This window comes from Hymenobacter volaticus (genome assembly GCF_022921055.1).
In the GTDB taxonomy this organism is placed as follows: Bacteria; Bacteroidota; Bacteroidia; order Cytophagales; family Hymenobacteraceae; genus Hymenobacter; species Hymenobacter volaticus.
The window spans coordinates 1,422,842-1,440,730 of the sequence record NZ_CP095061.1; the positions used below are offsets into that span (position 1 = coordinate 1,422,842).

Genomic DNA, 17,889 nt, shown 5'->3' on the forward strand with positions numbered 1-17,889 from the left:
GAGAGCAATCATTCATCAAGTATACCAGTAAGTAGTTCAGTCCATGGTTGCCACTATTCTGCGTCAGCTTGATTTGCCAAATCTGCCGTCGGCTTCCGGGGTGGAAATCGTGGGTGACACGGTGTACATCATCGGGGACGACTCGCCGTATCTGTACCGATTTACGGCAGCCGACTTACGCCCCGGCCAACATCTCACGCTTTTTGAAACGGCGCATTTCAGCTCGGGCCGCATTGCCAAAGCCATCAAGCCCGACTTAGAGTGCCTCACTACGCTCACCACTGCCAGCGGCGAAACAGGACTGCTGGTATGCGGTTCGGGGGCCACGGCAGCGCGGGAAAACGGCTTTTGGGTGCCTTTTTCGAGTACTCAAGGCGAAGCGGCTACGGTCTATCCACTCACTTTAAGTAGCCTGTATGCGCAGTTGCGCAAACAACTGCCGGCCGGGGTTACGCTGAATTTGGAAGCCGCTGCTGCTACCACCACCGAATTATTGCTGTTCCAACGCACAGTAGGCTCTGATGCAGGCAACCTAGTGTTTCGGATGCCAGCAGCCGCCACCTTCGACTATCTGCAGCACCGGACCACGCAGGTCCCAACGGTTAAAGCGCAAGGTTTTCAATTGCCTACTATCAAGGGCAAGCCTGCCGGTTTTTCCGGCGCCTGCACGTTCGAGGACAAGCTGTTTGTGACGGCATCGGTGGAAGATACTGCCGATGCCGTCCTCGATGGGGAAGTGCTGGGCAGCTTCGTTGGGCTGCTGGACCTCAATCAACCTGCTAACCGGCCCATGGTCTTGGCGCATCTGAAATTGCCGGACGGCAAGCCTTACCAAGGTAAAGTGGAAAGCGTAGCCGTGCGCCGTCGACTTGACGCCAATCGTTACGAGTTGCTGCTCGTCACGGACGACGACCAGGGCGGTTCGACAGCAGTGTTGGTGGAAGTAGCCGGATAAAGCTTTAATCAGCAGCTTACGGCTGAAATATCATTTAGCTTTGGCGCGTCGCCAAATGAAGCCGTCTAACACGTAGTGAGTCATTTGAGGTAAGGCGAGTAGAGGCACGAGCAGGGTTAGCAGCAACGGGGTGCTGGCTACGGATGGCAAGGGCTGAAACCATTGGAACACAATGCTATGCTCGCGCCACACGAGGCCATCCCAAAAGCCTTCTTCGGCGTATGCCAGCGCAAACAGGATTCCTAAAAACAGCAACCAGCCGTAGCGGCCCGTCCACCAGTAGCCCATTCGGGTGGCCGGATGAGTTGGAGAGCTAGGTTGGCTGGTAGTCCATACCAAAGCCAAGTAAGGAATGCCGTGGGCCACCACGTTGAGCAGGGTAAACGCTAGGTCACCATTGAACTGCACAATGCCGAAATACCACGATACCAACGTGCCGGCCATCAGCAAATTGCGGGGCAGGTTGAAGGTGCGGTTGCGTCGCCAAATCTGAACCTCCTTGAGTAAGTAGCCGCCAATCAGCCCAAGGTATACTACTGTGGCTATCAGGCGGCCAGCGGGGTAGTCGTGCTGCACGAAGTCGCCGTTGATAAACCAGTTGAAATTGCGCGGTGGGGACAGATGCCAGTACAGTAGCGGATAAAGCGTAGCGTAATAAATCAGCAGGGTATCGAGGGCGCGGACAGAAGAAAGAGCCTCGTGGCGGGAGTATAGGCGCAGAAATCCGTATTGCTGCCGAATAAAGTGGAACACCGCCAGATACGCCAGTACCCGCCAAAACAGCAAACTTCCCGCGTAGTGTAGCGCAACCCCCACGGCGTAGCAAGCCAATGGCACCAACCACAATAACTGCTGAAACTGCCGCCGCCGTACCGGGTCGAAGTACGTGCGAAACAGTGTGCTGTACACGTGCGCCACATCAATCATTACCACCAGAATTACCCATCCCCAAAGCGGCATTTGGGAGGTGGTACGAAATTGCTTTGGCAGGGCCAGCACTACCAACAGTGCCAGAAAGGGCGGCAACAGGATAAACGCGCCATCGAAGCGGGCGGAGCGAATCCAGGGCTGAGTGGGGCGGGAGGGAAGCACAGTGGAGGAAGCTAATTGCTACGATACAGCCAGCATTTCGTGCGCGGCTCGGATGCCTTGATAAAAGCCTTCCTCGAAGATAGAAATACCGCTCAGGTCGGTGTGGGCGAAGAACAACTTGTTGCGCCAAGGTTGGGCGGCAACCACTCGGCCCGGACCCCAAAGGTAGCCGGGCGTGGGGGCTACCATGCCGTGGCCCCATATCCACACATCGGCCCGCCGCACATGGGGCGTAACGCCGGGGTGCATGATTTCCAGTTCCGCGAGCAGGCGCTTCACCCACTCATCGTAGCTGGTTTGGTAGGCGCGGCGGCGGGCAGCTTCGGGGGGCTCGTCGCATAGCGGCCAGTACATGGTAATGACTCTGGACCCGTCGGCGTGGAGACTTAGGTTCTGGTGGTTGGCATTTACGTAGCCCACCGAGGTGCTGCCGTAGCGCACATTGTCCCAGCACAGCGGCTGACCAGGGCCCTGCGGCAGGCCATCTACGGTGAGGTTTGCTACCAGCCAGGGCGCATGATATGGTGTTAGAGTGGAATCAGGGGCGTCGGTCAGGCCGGCTAGCAGCCGCTGCGTGACGAACTGTGGTGTAGCTAACAGCACCTGTTGCGCCTCCACGCGCACAGTCTGTTGAGTGGTCACGTCATACGCCAGCACATCTAGCCCCGTAGTAGTTTCGCGCAGTTGATACGCCACCATACCCGTGCTAATGGGCGCGGAAGCCTGCCGGCGTAACTGCTCGATTAGGAAGTTATTGCCTTGGGGCCAAGTTAGTACATCGGAGGCACTGGCGTTGTGGGCGCGGCCTTTGCGGGCAGCGAAATAGTGCAGCCCGGCCCACGCCGATACCGCCGCGGCGGGCGCGCCGTAGTCGTCGCGGCAGCCGTAGTCGAGGTACCAGCGCAAATAGGGAGAAGTGTAACCGTGCTGCGTAAGGTAGTCGGCGAAGGAAAGAGAATCGAGCTGGCGGTAGGTTGGATCAGTAGAGGAATGATCCACTGGAATAGTAAACGCTTCCTTACCATCTTTGCCGCGGGCTTGTTTTAGCTCTTCAATCAACTTGAAAAACCGAGCAATTTCGGCGCGGTCGGCGGCTGGCACACCGGCATCGGGCACCAAACCTTGCTGCCAATGCCCGTGGATGCTAAGGCGCTCCTCAGGGTCGTGGCAGAGATAATATTCATTGTAAATCGGCAGCCCCGTATCCGCCGCAAACCCCGTTATCACATCAGATTCTCGCAGAAAAGCCAACAACTTGCTGTTAGAGGAATCGGGAATGGGGAGGTAATGGGCGCCCCAGGGATACGCAGAAACTTGGTTTCGACCAGCCGACGCGTTGCCACCTACCCGCTCATCTAGCTCGAGTAGTAGCGTATTGGTTTGGCCTTGTAGGTGCAGCTCGCGCCGAGCGGCTAGCCCGGCCACGCCTCCGCCAATAATCAGCACTTCGGTGCGCACGGTGCGGGTGGGAGGTGGCAGCTTATCTGGTTGTCGCAGCAAGTGGCCGGTGGCGTGGTTAGCGCCGTGCAAAGCTCCCTGAATGTGGGCCCGCACCGTACCCGGGGCGCACGACTCAAGCAAGCCAACCGGAGCCAACAACACCCCAGCTAAACCCAGCCCAGCCTGTTGCAGAAATGTGCGCCGTGGCAGGTCAGCTCCGAGTCCTTTCTCTGGAAAAGAAAGAGTACTAGCTGCCAACTTTTTAGCTCTGAACGCCATGAGAGGTAATGGTTGGGATAGAATAATGCGCCTACAGCGGGCTGAAATACTTCGAGTAACCTGTTAAGTCAGTGCGAATAAGGCCCCCAATCTTCCTCGAAATAGCGAACCAGTGCCTGATTGTTCAGCTGATTGATTTCCGTTGGCACTTCGGCCATGTCGGGTGGGAAGTAGAGCATTTGGCGCAGGGTGGCAGGCGTGAGAAAGCGCAGGCCGGTTGGCAACGGGCTGGCATCGGGGCGCCAATGAGCGTTGCGGCCTGCCAGTACGTAGCCCCACTCCCCAAACGAAGGCACATAGCAATGATAGGGGATGGTGTGAAAGCCCGCCGCCGCCAGCGTGTGGGCCACGCACCAAAACGACTGCCGTGCCACGTAAGGCGAAGTGCTTTGCACTACCACCCGCCCGCCGGGCGCAAGCCGGCGTTCCAGTTCCCGGTAAAAAGCCGTGCTGTAGAGCTTGCCAATCGAATAGTTGCCGGGGTCGGGAAAGTCTACCACGATGCCGTCGTAGTGGGCGGTGTCCTGCCGAATCCACTGGTAGGCGTCGCCGTTGATGACTTCCACTTTGGGGGCAAGCAAAGCGCGCTGATTGAGTTGTACCAAGATTTCGTTGCGCTGGAATAGCTGCGTCATGCCCGGGTCAAGGTCGACGAGGCGGATTTGCTGGAGGCGCGGGTACTTTAATAGCTCCCGCACCGCCAGGCCGTCGCCGCCGCCTAGCACCAAAATGCGGCGGGCATCAGGCAACCCTTGCAGCAACGGGTGCACCAGCGCCTCGTGGTAGCGGTATTCGTCTTGGGAGCTGAATTGCAGGTTGCCGTTCAGGAAAAGGCGCAACTCCCGGTTGTTTTTGGTAAGCACCAGCCGCTGATAGGAAGTGCTCTTGCTATAAATCACCTGGTCTTGGAAAGCCAGAGTTTCGGTATAGCTCTGAATGCGCTCAGAATACACGAAGGTGACACCCAACGCCAGCAGCGCTACGAGCAGTCCGCCCGCAAAACCGCGCCGGTACGGCCGCGTTTCCCGAAAGCGAAACAGCGCCACGCCAGCGACAACCACGTTCAGCGCGCCAAACAGCAAGGAAGTCCGCATCAAACCCAACTGCGGCACCAGCACCAGCGGAAAAATCAGCGAAGCCAGAAGCGCCCCGATGTAATCGAAGGTGAATACCCGCGAGACCAAGTCCTTGAACTCGTAGCGGTTCTCCAAAATCCGCATCAGTAGTGGAATTTCCAGGCCCACCAGAATCCCCGTAAGGCCTACCAATGCATACAGAATCAAACGAAACGACGTGACGTACTCGAAGAGCACAAACAGCAGCGGCGCCGAAAAACCGCCTACCAGCCCCACCAATATCTCCAGCCGGATAAACCACTTCAGCAGCGGCCCACCCAAGTAGCGCGACAGCCACGACCCAATGCCCATCGAAAACAGATAGGCCCCAATGATGGTGGAAAACTGCGTGACCGAGTCGCCGAGCAGATACGAAGCCAGAGTGCCCGCAATCAACTCGTAAATTAGGCCGCACGTGGCAATGACGAACACCGAGCCCAACAACAGCGCCGCCTGACTTTCCACGGCAACTGGCCGACCTGCTGCGTCAGAAGCTACTGCAACTGCCTTGCGCCCAGGGCGTCGTACAGGCTCCTTAACCATGAATGGCCGCGCTAATTATCAGGGCCACAGCAATCATAAAAGCCGCGCTCACCAAGGCAAAAGCATTGTTATGCTCTTCCATGATTTCCTTGCGCAACGTGCCCGGCGTAAACTTTTCAAACAGGAAAAAGCTGATAACTAGAATAACGATGCCTAAAACCGAGTAAATAACGGAAGCGGCAATAAGCTTGAAGTTGAGGTATTCCATGACGTAGAATGGTGAGCCTATGAAGTTATATGGCGACTAGAGTGGGGACGAAGGCCAATCTCACACCGTCTTACTTATGGTAGAAGCGGGCGTGGCCGCCCGAGGAATGCCCGCCGTTACCGTTTAAAGTTTCGGTGTACTCCTTGTCGTCGCCGAGGAAGCGGATGCCCCGTAAACCAGCCCACACAAACGTGCCGTAAGCCAAAACCGCGGCTAAGGCATAGTAGCGAATACTGTTTAGTTCACGCAGAAATTTCATGCGAAAGGATTGGTAAAGAGAATGTGGTTAGTCGGTCTCTTGCGGCCCGTAGTCGCTGCTAAGCCAGCGAGTTTGCTCGAAGTTGTAGCGCCGAAAATATTGAATGCCGGGATAGAGGAGCAACAGCAGTAAAGCTAGTACCGCATTGGAATGCAAGGGTGTATTCTGCGATACGGTGAGGTCAACAAGCAAGCTAGTACCGAAATCAGAAGTAGGATAGAGGTTGAGATGATAGCGGCCCGAAGGAATGCCGGCCAACGTAGCATCATCTTGCCGACTGCCTTCGCTCCAGCTTTCGCCGTCTTCCACACCGGAGTAGTATTCAAGGCTTTTCGTAAATTCGTAGCTTACGCCGGTACGCTCGTTTACCAATGTAATAGGGACTTCCACCCATTGGTTGCTTAGCGACGACCGTACATCGAACTCTAGTGCCGCCGGACCCTGTACCTCGAAAGAGCGGGTTACAATAACATTATTGCTGCCTGCCGCAGTGGCCGCAACGGCGTTATCCAGGGTAGTAGGTTGGCTGCTGAATTGCTGCTGTAACAACAGCCGCTCGGGCTTCGCTAGTAAAAGCAGCAACTGCGTAATTACTACCGCCAACGCCATAGTCAGAGCGAACCCTTTTAACAAGGGCCAATTACTTTCACCAGGCGCTGGTTGAATGGCGCCCACGCCGTTGCGCCGCGGCATACGGCTCGGGTCCGCTTGGAAAGCCGCTTCTACCTGAGTGGGCTCTAGATGTTCGGCTTTGTACCAGTTGATACGTTCGCCAGATTTTTGCTGCTCCTGCACTAGCATGAACGGCGGCAAGATAAATTCACTGATTACCAACTGCTCATCTTCCAGAATATTCCAGTCGAATTCTCCGACTGCATAAAGTATACGAGGCGAATAGCGGTTATAAATCTGATAGGTACCTAGCACGGTGTCAACGTAACTGTGTTGTCCGGCGCGGGAGGGGTGGTTACTGCATACTGCTTGTCTGTGGGCTGAATGAACATCCAGTGCCCTTCGTACACTGCCAACTGCGCAGTAGCTCCCGTAGCTTGCTGGAGCAGCACATATTCCACCCATTGCGCAGAGTTTCGGGCTTCTTTCTTAACCATCGCACCTACTACGCGGTACTCGTCGCCGAAGAGAGTGCCAGTCATTCCCACCAACAAGGGCAGCCTGGCGTTCAGACTTTTCTTAAATCCATTGATGATGCGCGCTGGAAGTAAACCCTGTGCCTCAAAGAAAGTGCGGCACGCTGGGCATACAAAAAACGAGCTATTCTTAGTGTCAAAGTAGTTGATAATAACCTTGCATTTCGGGCATTCGAGTTGCGCCGGGGCTACGGTAGCAGGTAGATGTTCACTCATCGGCTCACCTCGGTTTTGGTTTGCTCGATACCCTCGAAAAAGCGCAGTGTTTCCGCGTATAGCTGCCGTACGGTCGCCGAATTATCGCGTTGAAAATTCGACAAGAACACGTCGAAGGTGGCTAGGCCGTATTCCGGCCAGGTGTGCACACTCAAGTGCGACTCCGTCAGGCCTACTACTGCCGTAAAGCTGCCATTAGGAAACGTGTGGTACACTTCGCCCACCTTGGTGAGTTGCAAGGCCCGAATCTGCTCGTTGAAAAACGACTGGCAGGCGGTAGCATTGGTCAAATGCTGTACTGGTGCCGTGAACGTAGCCAGCACGTGTAAACCAGGAGTATAGGAGGACATAGAATAAACAACAGCAACATAGACAACAGCCGCCGCTAGTAAGCTAGACGGATAACGGAAAGCAATAGTACGCAGAGTGATGCTAATGCCAAAACCGATAGGGCTAGTGCTGTAAGACCTACATCATTAGGCAGACCAACTTGCTACTGAAGCTTTTAAGACACTTCCGGAGCTTTCCAAGATATCAGGAGGAACCCCTATATTGGATTTAGTAGGTCTTTTCTTAAACTCTAGCCAGCCCGACAGTGGAATACAGTGACGGAGAGGCGAAACACAACTAGCTGCTATGAAAAAATATGTACTGTCAATTAGCTTGCTGGCGGCTTTTTCCGCATCCACATGGGCCCAGGACAACCGCAAGGAAATCGGCAACCTAGTGGTAGATGGCATCCCGGCCTTACCCGCCGACTTGCTGGAGCGCGTCGATCAATACCAGAACGTGCGGGGTGCGAGCTTCGCCGATTGGGACCGAGATGGCAATGGCCTGTTTATTTCGACGCGCTTCGCCGAGGTGCCACAGATTCACCACGTAGCCGCGCCCGGTGCCGACCGGCGGCAGATTACCTTCTTCAAGGAGCCGCTTGGGGCAGTGCAAGTAGCACCCGACAAAAAGCAAAACGGTTTTCTCTACAGCCGCGACATCGGCGGCAACGAAAACTATCAGATCTATTTCTTCGACCTCGGCACGGGACAGTCGCGACTGCTAACGGATGGTAAGAGCCGCAACAACTTGCAAGGGTGGAACGAGGCTGGCACCCAACTAGCCTTCACCAGCAACCAGCGCAACGGCACCGACCTCGACCTCTATAGCCTAGACTTCAAGTCCAATGCCAAGCCCACCATGCTGGCCGAACTAAAAGGCGGCGGTTGGGGCGTGGCCGATTGGTCGGACGATGGCAAGCAGATGATTCTGGCTAACTACAAATCCATTAATGAAAGTGAGCTGTACCGGTTCGACGTGGCTGCGCGAAAGATGGAACGTCTGCATCCCACGCCTACGCCAGTAGCCTACAGTGGGGTAAACTTCACCAAGGATGGCAAAGGCCTGTTCCTGACTTCCGACGAAGGCACTGAGTTTCAAACCCTGCGCTATTATGATCTAGCGACGGGCAAGCAGACCCCGCTCACGGCCGCTATCAATTGGGACGTGGAAGGCACGGACCTCAGCAAAGACGGTAGCAAGCTCGTTTTCTCCACCAACGAAGGCGGTTATTACAAGCTCTATGTGCTCGACACCAAAACCCGGCAGTACCAGCCGGTCCCCAACATTCCGAAAGGCGTTATCGGCAATTTCAAGCTCAACGACGACAATCAACAGTTAGCTGTCAGCTTCGGCACGCCTACCACTAGCTCCGATGTGTACGTGGTGAACCTCGCTACGCAAGCCCTCACGCGCTGGACCACCAGTGAGGTAGGGGGCTGAATCCGGCTAGCTTCGTGGAGCCTGAACTGATTCAATATCCGACGTTCGATGAAGTGAACGGCAAGCCCCGCATGATTCCGGCTTTCGTGTACCGTCCTCGCAATGCCAATGGCAAGACGCCGGTGCTGCTTAGCATCCATGGCGGACCCGAAGGGCAGTCGTTGCCCAATTTCAGCCCGCTCATCAACCTTCTGGTAAACGAACTAGGCGTTGCGGTGGTGGTACCCAACGTGCGCGGCTCCAGCGGCTACGGCAAAACCTACCTCAAGCTCGACAACGGCCCTAAGCGCGAAGAATCGGTGCGCGACATCGGCGCGCTGCTCGACTGGATTGCCAAGCAGCCCGACCTAGACGCTACCCGGGTAGGCGTATACGGCGGTTCCTACGGCGGCTACATGAGCCTGGCCACCATGACCAACTACAACGCCCGCATGCGCTGCGGCGTCGATTTGTTCGGTATCAGCAACTTCACCACGTTCCTCAAAAACACCAGTTCCTACCGCGCCGATTTGCGCCGGGTGGAGTACGGCGACGAGCGGGATCCGGCCATGCAAGCGGTATTCGAGCAGATTTCGCCCATCAACAAGATCAAGAACATCACCAAGCCCATGTTGGTGTACCAAGGCAAAAACGACCCACGCGTACCCCTCACCGAGTCCGAGCAAATGGTAGACGGGCTGAAGAAACAAGGCAACAAAGTTTGGTACATCATGGCCCAAGACGAAGGCCACAGCCTCGCCAAAAAAGCCAACCGTGACTACACCTACGGTGCCATGATGCTGTTCCTGCGCGATAACCTGGTGAATCTGGTGAAGTAATTGAAGTTGTCAAAGTCAGACGAAGAAGCTAAGAACCAGGAAGCTAGTCTTCCTAATCATCTGAGGAAGGGCTCTTGCTAGTTGATCATCCGCATGCTGGCATTGCCACCCTGTTGTCATCCTGAGCCGAGGCATCCGGCGTGCTGATACTAGAGTAGTATTGTCATGCTGAGCGAAGCCGAAGCATCTCGCTCAAATCGTTGGGTTAGCTCTACAACGTCAGCACGCGAGATGCTTCGGCTGCGCTCAGCATGACGTTCTCCTTACAAAATTGTTTTGCCATGGTTCAACTACACCTAACCCCACGCATCCAGGGCGCGAAACAAGCTTTAACTGTGGAGTTTCCAAGCCTCACCGTACTATTCCTCCTTAACAAGATGCCAGTTGTTGCGTAGGGCAAAAACTAAAGCACATTATTTTGCCTGCATGACAAGAAATTTCCTTTCGCATTTAGTAACCTCCGGCTGCCTGAGTACACTTTTACTAATTGGCGGCGCAGCTTCCGCGCAACAAAACCCATTCAGCGGCGACAAACGCACTGCCATTAAAGAAGCGGACTTAAAACGCGACTTATTCGCCATTGGGGGTAACCATTTCCGGGGGCGCGAGGGCGGCACGCTCGATGAACTCCGGGCCTCGATGTGGATAGCCGAGCAACTGCGCGCTAGCGGCCTGCAACCCGCTGGCGACGATGGGACGTACTTTCAATTCTTTCATATTCAGCGGACACGTCTCACCAAAGGCAGCACCCTGCGCATCGGTACTCATCAACTCACCCACGGTCAGGACGCCATGATTCTGGCTCCCGGTATTGCTACCGTAAATGCGCCGCTGGTGTATGTGGGTACAGGTACCGCCGCCGAAATGGCCGGCGTCGATGTTAAAGGAAAAGCCATAGCCATTCTTTTCTCGGGTACTGGTCCGGCCGAGCTAAGCTACCGGCGCTTCCTGACCGGCGTCATGCGCGACCGTTCCGCGGAGTTAGTGAAAGCCGGCGCCGTAGCGGTGGTGTTCATATCAGATGCGCGCGCCCAAGATTACTACGAGCGGTGGACAACCGGCTACGAGCGGGGTCGTTATGATTTGCCCGGCGGCCCCAACGTGCAAGTTGTAGCCCAGGCTCCTACCATTTGGCTGCCCGCTGCTGCGCTGTCGTGGGTGCGACAGCCCGGCCAGCAACTCACGGCCACCCTCAACGTGGAAAGCTTCAGCTACCCGTCCGTCAATATCGTAGCTAAAGTGCCTGGCACCGATTCCAAGCTGAAAGCAGAGAACGTGCTGTTCAGCACCCACCAAGACCACGACGGCGTGCGCAAAGTTGTAGCCGGCGACTCCATCTGGAATGGCGCCGACGATAACGCCACGGGTTGCGCTGCGTTGCTGGCCATCGGCCGGGCATTCGTGCAGAAACCCGGCCGGCGCACGGCGCTGTTTGTGTATCACGGGGCCGAAGAGCGAGGCTTATTAGGTTCGCGCTACTATGCGGCCAATCCCACCGCGCCCAAAGAGTCGATAGTAGCCGTGCTGAATGCCGAAATGATAGGCCGCAACGCCCCTGATAGCGCGGCGTTGCTCGGCTCGCAGCCGCCCCACCGTAACTCAAAAAATCTGGTCGCTACCGCCCTGGCTGCCAACCAAGCTAGCCCGAAGTTCAAACTCGATACGCTGTGGGACAAACCAACGCACCCCGAAGGCTGGTACTTCCGCTCCGACCACTTATCCTACGCCCGCCTGAATATTCCTTCTATCTGCTACACCACGTTGCTGCACAAGGATTACCATACGCCCAAAGACGAGCCAGAAGGCATCAACATCGCCAAGCTTGCCGGCGTCACCCGCTGGATATATTTGACGGGTTGGGCCGTAGCCAATCAAAACGAACGGCCGCCCGTGGATCCCGGCTTCAAGTTGGAGCGGTAAAGAACCAGGTGCTATGGGTTGTTCTTGGGTGTAAACATTGAACGGGCCTAGAGAAGAGCAAGAATTGTAAATCGGCTTGCTCTTCATTCGCTAGATACTAATAATCCAAAAACAAGCTGCGCAAGGCAGAAACGCTGTAAAAGACGTTTTGCCTTGCGCAGCTTGTTTTAAGTGGGTACCGCAGTCTTCTATTACTTTTTAGTAACAGTCTGTGTTTCACGGATCATGCGCAGCATTTCCATGGTCATCAGTTGAAGGTGTTCGGTATTGTTGGTCATAAACCCGACCATCTCAATCAAACGGTCCTGCACTTCGCGGTTGTTGGCGGGTATTTGGGAAGTAAGAATCCCGCGCACCAGCCAGATTTCTCGGATGTCCTCGGCTCTTACCCGGTGCACTTGGTAGTGAGAATTGTCGGAGTAAAGCTCCACAATGTCGTCAGCGTGTAAAATGGGTGCGTTGATGCGCTTCACCATAATCATGTTTTCCATCACCACCACATAGGGGTAGCCAGGCGCCAAGTTGGTCCACTTGTCCACATAGCTGCACAGCACCATGTCCTTGTGGCGAATGATAGGCATCATACTGTCGCTCTCTACTTCGAAGGCTCGCCCGCCTTGAATAGGAAACCCAGGAATAGTGAATTTCACCAGATCTTCAACGAAGGAAGGGTCGCTGAACTGACGGCTGTAGCCGGCTTGCGCCGGAATCGGGACCAGCGACATGTTTTCTTTGCCCTTAGTGTCGGTGGTGACCACTAGGGTACGGCCGTTGTCGGTGCGCAATGGCAAGTTTTTGGTTAGTTCAATCCCTACTTCAACATCTGATGTTGTAGGTGCACTCATATACATGTTGCCTTGGCCTCGAATAAGCCATTCAGCACTTAATTCCGGGTAGCGTGTGAGTATATCCAATAAGGTTTCATAGCTAGGCTTGTTGCGTTGACGCAAAATGGAGTACAGCTTCTCGGGCCTATCATAGTTGAGCTCTTTAGCCAACTGATTCACCGTGATACCTTTATCGGCTATAAAAGCAGCAAACCGTTCGTGCAATTCCATTTTGGTGTGTTTATGTTGTAAGGTGTAGGGTATGGTACTGGTTTTCCGGTCTGTTTAGTTGCTTGCTATTCAATATTTATTGGCAATTATAATGGATATAGTTGTAATAACAACTGTTGTACTTGACGTTATGTATTGCTAACTATAAGATTGATGCCAATAATAGTTGTAAGTATAGAATGAAATACCAAGAATTGGGTACTTAATGATGCTTCCTAACTACAGTCACAATGTGTTAGAAGTGGGCTTTAAGGGCTGAGTTTGAGGAATGGGAGGAGCTAGGCTTTTCCTACCATCTTCCGGCTCCACTGCCACCGACGATATTGCGGCAGTCACTGAGCCCGCTAAAATAAGGTAGCTACCTATTGTTACAACAATAGCTGGCAATGGCACTTGCGTAGTGGTAAGCACGAGACCCAAAGCACCCAAGGCTGAGCCTATAGCGCGGAGTTTGCGGAAAAATTGGGGAGTAGGCAGTCGTAACCGGTCCCATAAGGTTAGATTTTGTTGCTGATCCATGACAATGCAGATGAAAAGGGATAGGGAAAGGCGTAGCAGAGCAGGAGTAATATCCCACCCAGGCGCTCATGCTAGGCCGACTTTATCTCAAGATTTGTTGGATACTACTCTTCGTTCAGCCTGGTATTAGCTCGCCACAAAATCTGCTCTACACGCTCGCTACGGACTTCTTGGCGTCGCGTCGAGTCCATCAGTTGATTCTGTCGCTCCACCGAAACCGATAACAGCTTGTCTAAGGCTTCCACTCGCTCATGTAGCCGCAGCACCGAATTCGCACTTTCGCGACGGCTCACAGCCGCCTCCCGCGCCACTTCCGCCCGATGTTCTTGTAATTTGATTTCGAAAGCTTGTTTATGCTTTACCTCCCGCGCCAACGCGGCCATCTGATACCCGTCTACCTTCTCCAGCAACGCAGCAATCTGCATTTCTTGTGTTCGCCGATGTTCCTTAAGAGTTTCAACATCACGCCAACTTTTGATAAAGTAGAGCACGCCTGCGGAACCTGCCGTTAATACCGACACTAGTATTCCCCAGTAACTCATAAAGTCTTGCATGACGCTCAGTATCTAAATACTCGCTGCACCCTAGAAGTCAAATAACGCGAGACAATCCGCGCAGATACATCATTACTCTTTCCTGGTTGGCCAACAAGAAAGCCAAACTCACTTTTCGGGAAGGTGTGGGGTTCGCATTTGCTGGCAGCAGATAGTGTCACGGATCTACCGGGAGCATAAGTAGTTTCAATGTAATCGGTGAGCTTGTTCATAAAGAATAAGATTAAGGGTACAAACAATGCTGATGCAAATGTTAGATTATGTTGTATAATATACAAGAAAATAAGAAAATTTGTTTCGTCTGAATGAGAGGTAATTCTCGAATAGAGTAACAGTATTTTTGTAAATACCTGTAAAATAAGATAATATTAATAAACATTATACATTGAACGTGTATAATTTTCAACAAATATTGTTGTATGAATAGCTGCCTCGTACTCTGGTAAGTGGTACTGGCCACAGATTATGCTTAAGCTTTGTACTCGCAGAGCAGTATTATGTAGAACAGTAGATGAGGTCCTTGAAGCATTGCTAGCTAGGAATACATGGTTCTTACTTAGCCTTGCTAACTTCTTGATAGAGGTGGCTCTAGCTTGTGCGCTATAAACTTACTGGTAGGTAGCTATACTAGCTATCCGATCAGCTTTGAGACTGCTCAGATTTTCTCAGAATGTGCTTGAGGGAGCTATCAGCACGCATCTAATTCAATGGGTGTCTCCAGCAGAGTCCTTTTCAACTGTTCTCGGTGCGTGCGCCACGCTGGCATAAAACGATCCATGAGTCCCCAAAATCGTGCGTTATGTAACCGCTCGTGTAAGTGTACTAACTCATGAACCACCACATATTCCAGGCAAGAAGAGGGTCTCTTGATTAGCTCTAGATTCAACCAGATGCGCTTCGCCCGAATGTTGCAAGTGCCCCAACGAGTTTTCATTTGCTTGACACCCCATTCATTCACCTGCACGCCAACCACTTTTTGCCACTGCGCTACCATTTCCGGCAATTGCGCCTTTAGTTGCCGTCGATACCAGGCCAGCAATACTTTCTCGCGTTGTTGCTGCGTACTGCCTTCTCGTATATATAAGTTCAGGGTTTGTGGCTCCTGACAAACCACGTGCGGCGTCCCATCAAACGTGTGCAACTGCAATGTATAGCCTATGCCTTGGTAATAATGTGTTTCTCCCGTAACGTACAACGACTCTACGGCTGGCTTTTGCAACTTGAACTTTTCCTGATGCTTACTAATCCACGTACGACGAGCGGCTACAAAATCCTGAATAGCTTGGTCGGATGTGCGTGTTGGTACTGCCACTCGGATGCGCCCGTCGGGGGCGTAAACTGTTAGGCGTAGGCTGCGAATATTCTTACGTACTACTTCTACTAGTAAATCACCAATTTGTACTGTTGGCATAGCGAATGGTAGCAAAACACTGGTCTCAGTGCTGCTAGATCTTCTTAGAGGTAAGTGGACTCGTTTTCAAAGAGGATGCCTGCACAACGGCGTAATTTCCTAACGTGCTGACACCGACCAATACGAAGCTACCAGACGTGCGCTCAGCTTCCAACAGCGGTAAAGAAGACAACCGAGCATTCAAATCCCTATGTATTTCAACTGCTGAATGCTTGCGTTCTAGCAGTTTCGCTTCTTGATTAGTAGCAAGGAGTGTCAGCCAAAGAAAAATAGCTTTTCGCTTGTGCCGCTCTTATTGTTGGCCTTAAGCATGTAACTAGAAAACACAAAAGCGGCCTTTCCAAAGTTGGAAAGGCCGCTTTTACAGCTATTGAGGCAGCTTTTGTGCCTACAGGTACCCAGAGCCGGAGTCGAACCGGCACACCTTGCGGTATTGGTGTTTGAGACCAACGCGTCTACCGGTTCCGCCATCTGGGCTTCACTCACTCCTTCGTTTCAGGAGCGGGCTGCAAACTTAGTCAGACTTTCGCGAATGCGCAACAGGTAACGCTTTTTCAAATAGTAAGTCTGCACTTGACGCAATGCTTGGGGCCGGGCATCGGGAGGTAAGCCGGGGTAGCCCACTAGCACAGGCTCAATACCTGCATCGAGCGTCTGAGTCAGCGCGTTAACTTCATCTTCCACCCGCTTGGCAGCCTCCGAATCGGGCTCAAATTCGAGCTCCATTAGCTGCTCATTTAAGTCCATTACTTCCATTAAAAAATCTGATGGCAACTCCTGTTTGCCTTCCTCTAATAGGCCATGGCGCCCTAAAATGTACGCCATTCGCAGATCAAAGTCGGAGAGGGTACGGTAGGCGTTGGTGTTGAGAGTAGCCAGATTCAGGATTTCCTGTTGCCGCTCTGGGCTTGCAGTAGCATGAAAGTCGGGATGATATTCACGGCTCAAAGCATAATACTGACGCTTCAGTGCCGCCTCGTCCGGCTGGAATGTCTCCGGCAGGTTGTAGAATTCAAAATAATTGGTCTCCATAGCTACCAATACAGTCTTTGCCGATTAAGGTTGGGGCTTTTGCTTCTATTGGCTGTTGCTATTCAACTCGGCCCAGGTTCTTTGTTGCTTTGTTCTGCCTTGGAACCTGGCAGCTTGCTGAAAGCCAGTAAGGGGTAGATAGGCTAGTATATGAGCCAAGAAATTTTAGCTACAGGCACCTACAGATGCTTGCAATGTCTCTTATACTACCTGAACCTGATGTACCGAAAATGCCTGGGCCGGGGTTGCAAACAACGCCTTGGTAGCGGGCCAAACCTTCCCGAATAGTTCGGAGCGCCGGTAGTTGTTTAACGCTTCCTCTGACTCCCAATGGCTGTGCGTGCAGTAGATGTGTGCATGCTCTGCATCTTGCCACAACTCTAAAAAATGACAGCCTGGCATTAGACGAATTTGGTCTTGAGAGCTACGGAAAATTTCTAGAAAAGCCGGGACTTGCTCAGGCGCAAAGGTCATGCGCACAATTCTAATTAGCATTAGGAAACAGTTTAGAGTAGCTTACTATTAAGCAGACAGAGACCTGTTCTTACTATCGATTTCTACTTAACATAATATAGAAACAAGATAGGAAACAATGTATGCGAACAAGAAACGAGATTTTATCGCTCCTAGAAGTATGCTTTTTTCAAGCTGATGGCTTATTGACCGTCGGCTGGAAAGCGCAGATCAACTTGCGAATCGAAGTGTAAGCCGAGTAGCTCCGAGGCGTTGCCCTGGTTGATGCCGATGCACAACTGGTCTTGACTATTGAAAATGCAGACGGCTTCGCCGGGGTCGGAGGCCTGAAAATGAGCTGCAATTTCGCGTACCGTTTCGCGGGCGAAATGAATCGTGAACGGACGGGTTCGGCCAATTACTTCTACTGCTTGCCGCGTGATGTCGGTGATGAGGTTGCCGTAGTGGTCGACGTGCACGACGTGGCCGGTAATGCGGTTGTCTTGGAGGCGTACTTGGCGGTTGAGCAGTTGGTAAAGCTGCGTAGTTGCGAGGCCAAGGTCCGAGAGCAAACCGCCATTGGCTAAATGTACCGCTGCGGGTGCTAGCAGGTCACGAGTAGGGGAGGCAGTCAGGCCAGCAGCCGTCCCTAAACTTACAAGTTCTTCGGGCTGGCCGTCGCAGAGTAGAGCGAGCAAGCCATTGTCGGCGGCCACGAAATAGTGCCCCTGGTAAAGAGCAGCGTGCCAAGCGGCACGCGGGCCGCCTAAATCGTTAACGCCAATTAAGTGGACGGTACCAGCCGGGAAGTCACGAAATACTGCATTTAGAACGTGAACGGCGTGCGCGATGTTGAAGGGTTCAACAGCGTGCGATATATCGAGTACGGGCGTTGTCGGGGCCAATTGTAGAATCCGCGCCTTTACTGCTGCCACGTAATGGTCGCGGTAGCCAAAGTCAGACAGAAACGTAATCAATCCCATTGCCGGAAATTCTGAGTTCTTCGTACTATTGTTTTAATGCCTTGTAAGGGCGGCAAAAGTAGGCTATTTGCCCGAACCGATGTTCTTCAACAGCTTTCATTTCACTCAACTTC

At 53.1% G+C, this 17,889-nt stretch carries 18 protein-coding genes and 1 tRNA gene; 4 read left to right on the forward strand and 15 right to left on the reverse strand.

The features are described 5' to 3' along the window. Positions 1-43: 43 nt before the first annotated feature. Positions 44-955: a DUF6929 family protein gene (locus MUN86_RS06220; protein ID WP_245123055.1), complete on the forward strand. Its 912-nt coding sequence runs from the start codon at positions 44-46 to the stop codon at positions 953-955. 30 nt (positions 956-985) lie between these two features. Here the strand turns inward: MUN86_RS06220 and MUN86_RS06225 are convergent, their stop codons facing one another. From MUN86_RS06225 to MUN86_RS06260, 8 genes are all read right to left on the reverse strand, one after another. Then, positions 986-2,047 carry a hypothetical protein gene (locus MUN86_RS06225; RefSeq protein ID WP_245123057.1) on the reverse strand — a complete coding sequence of 354 codons (1,062 nt, stop codon included), beginning with the start codon at positions 2,045-2,047 and terminating at the stop codon, positions 986-988. Between the two features lie 18 nt (positions 2,048-2,065). Further along, the gene (locus tag MUN86_RS06230; RefSeq protein WP_245123060.1) at positions 2,066-3,766 is read right to left on the reverse strand and encodes an NAD(P)-binding protein; all 1,701 of its coding nucleotides are present in this window, start codon (positions 3,764-3,766) and stop codon (positions 2,066-2,068) included. Positions 3,767-3,834: 68 nt separating this feature from the next. Further along, positions 3,835-5,424 carry a polyamine aminopropyltransferase gene (locus MUN86_RS06235; RefSeq protein ID WP_245123062.1) on the reverse strand — a complete coding sequence of 530 codons (1,590 nt, stop codon included), beginning with the start codon at positions 5,422-5,424 and terminating at the stop codon, positions 3,835-3,837. Next, complete coding sequence (locus MUN86_RS06240; protein ID WP_245123065.1) at positions 5,417-5,632, reverse strand: DUF350 domain-containing protein; 216 nt, start codon at positions 5,630-5,632, stop codon at positions 5,417-5,419. The genes MUN86_RS06235 and MUN86_RS06240 overlap by 8 nt, the downstream gene beginning before the upstream one ends. 70 nt (positions 5,633-5,702) lie before the next feature. Continuing rightward, complete coding sequence (locus tag MUN86_RS06245; protein ID WP_245123067.1) at positions 5,703-5,891, reverse strand: hypothetical protein; 189 nt, start codon at positions 5,889-5,891, stop codon at positions 5,703-5,705. Positions 5,892-5,918: 27 nt separating this feature from the next. Further along, a complete protein-coding gene (locus MUN86_RS06250; protein WP_245123070.1) occupies positions 5,919-6,818 on the reverse strand; it encodes a hypothetical protein in 900 nt (299 codons plus the stop codon). Then, positions 6,812-7,255, reverse strand: a complete 444-nt coding sequence (locus MUN86_RS06255; RefSeq protein WP_245123072.1) for a DUF4178 domain-containing protein — start codon at positions 7,253-7,255, stop codon at positions 6,812-6,814. The genes MUN86_RS06250 and MUN86_RS06255 overlap by 7 nt, the downstream gene beginning before the upstream one ends. Then, positions 7,252-7,605: an S-adenosylmethionine decarboxylase family protein gene (locus tag MUN86_RS06260; protein WP_245123075.1), complete on the reverse strand. Its 354-nt coding sequence runs from the start codon at positions 7,603-7,605 to the stop codon at positions 7,252-7,254. The genes MUN86_RS06255 and MUN86_RS06260 overlap by 4 nt, the downstream gene beginning before the upstream one ends. 286 nt (positions 7,606-7,891) lie before the next feature. On the opposite strand from MUN86_RS06260, the gene MUN86_RS06265 reads away from it, so the two are divergent. The 3 genes from MUN86_RS06265 (at position 7,892) to MUN86_RS06275 (ending at position 11,766) form a co-directional block, all read left to right on the forward strand. Further along, positions 7,892-9,028: a TolB family protein gene (locus tag MUN86_RS06265; RefSeq protein ID WP_245123077.1), complete on the forward strand. Its 1,137-nt coding sequence runs from the start codon at positions 7,892-7,894 to the stop codon at positions 9,026-9,028. Positions 9,029-9,042: 14 nt separating this feature from the next. Then, positions 9,043-9,846: an alpha/beta hydrolase family protein gene (locus MUN86_RS06270; RefSeq protein ID WP_245123079.1), complete on the forward strand. Its 804-nt coding sequence runs from the start codon at positions 9,043-9,045 to the stop codon at positions 9,844-9,846. Positions 9,847-10,272: 426 nt separating this feature from the next. Beyond that, the gene (locus tag MUN86_RS06275) at positions 10,273-11,766 is read left to right on the forward strand and encodes a M28 family peptidase (RefSeq protein WP_245123082.1); all 1,494 of its coding nucleotides are present in this window, start codon (positions 10,273-10,275) and stop codon (positions 11,764-11,766) included. A 191-nt stretch (positions 11,767-11,957) separates the two neighbouring features. Here the strand turns inward: MUN86_RS06275 and MUN86_RS06280 are convergent, their stop codons facing one another. The 7 genes from MUN86_RS06280 to MUN86_RS06310 form a co-directional block, all read right to left on the reverse strand. Then, entirely contained in the window at positions 11,958-12,824 is an 867-nt protein-coding gene (locus MUN86_RS06280) for a LexA family transcriptional regulator (RefSeq protein ID WP_245123086.1), read from the reverse strand. Positions 12,825-13,447: 623 nt separating this feature from the next. Beyond that, entirely contained in the window at positions 13,448-13,768 is a 321-nt protein-coding gene (locus tag MUN86_RS06285; RefSeq protein WP_245123089.1) for a hypothetical protein, read from the reverse strand. 817 nt (positions 13,769-14,585) lie between these two features. Further along, positions 14,586-15,308 carry a M48 family metallopeptidase gene (locus MUN86_RS06290; RefSeq protein WP_245123092.1) on the reverse strand — a complete coding sequence of 241 codons (723 nt, stop codon included), beginning with the start codon at positions 15,306-15,308 and terminating at the stop codon, positions 14,586-14,588. 395 nt (positions 15,309-15,703) lie between these two features. Further along, positions 15,704-15,785, reverse strand: a tRNA-Leu gene (locus MUN86_RS06295). Between the two features lie 18 nt (positions 15,786-15,803). Next, positions 15,804-16,340, reverse strand: coding sequence for an iron-sulfur cluster co-chaperone HscB C-terminal domain-containing protein (locus tag MUN86_RS06300; RefSeq protein WP_245123095.1), 537 nt, complete (start codon positions 16,338-16,340; stop codon positions 15,804-15,806). A 201-nt stretch (positions 16,341-16,541) separates the two neighbouring features. Further along, entirely contained in the window at positions 16,542-16,835 is a 294-nt protein-coding gene (locus MUN86_RS06305) for a putative quinol monooxygenase (RefSeq protein ID WP_245123099.1), read from the reverse strand. Between the two features lie 161 nt (positions 16,836-16,996). Further along, on the reverse strand, positions 16,997-17,776 hold the full coding sequence (locus MUN86_RS06310; protein WP_245123102.1) for an SAM hydrolase/SAM-dependent halogenase family protein: 780 nt from the start codon (positions 17,774-17,776) through the stop codon (positions 16,997-16,999). Positions 17,777-17,889 lie beyond the last annotated feature (113 nt).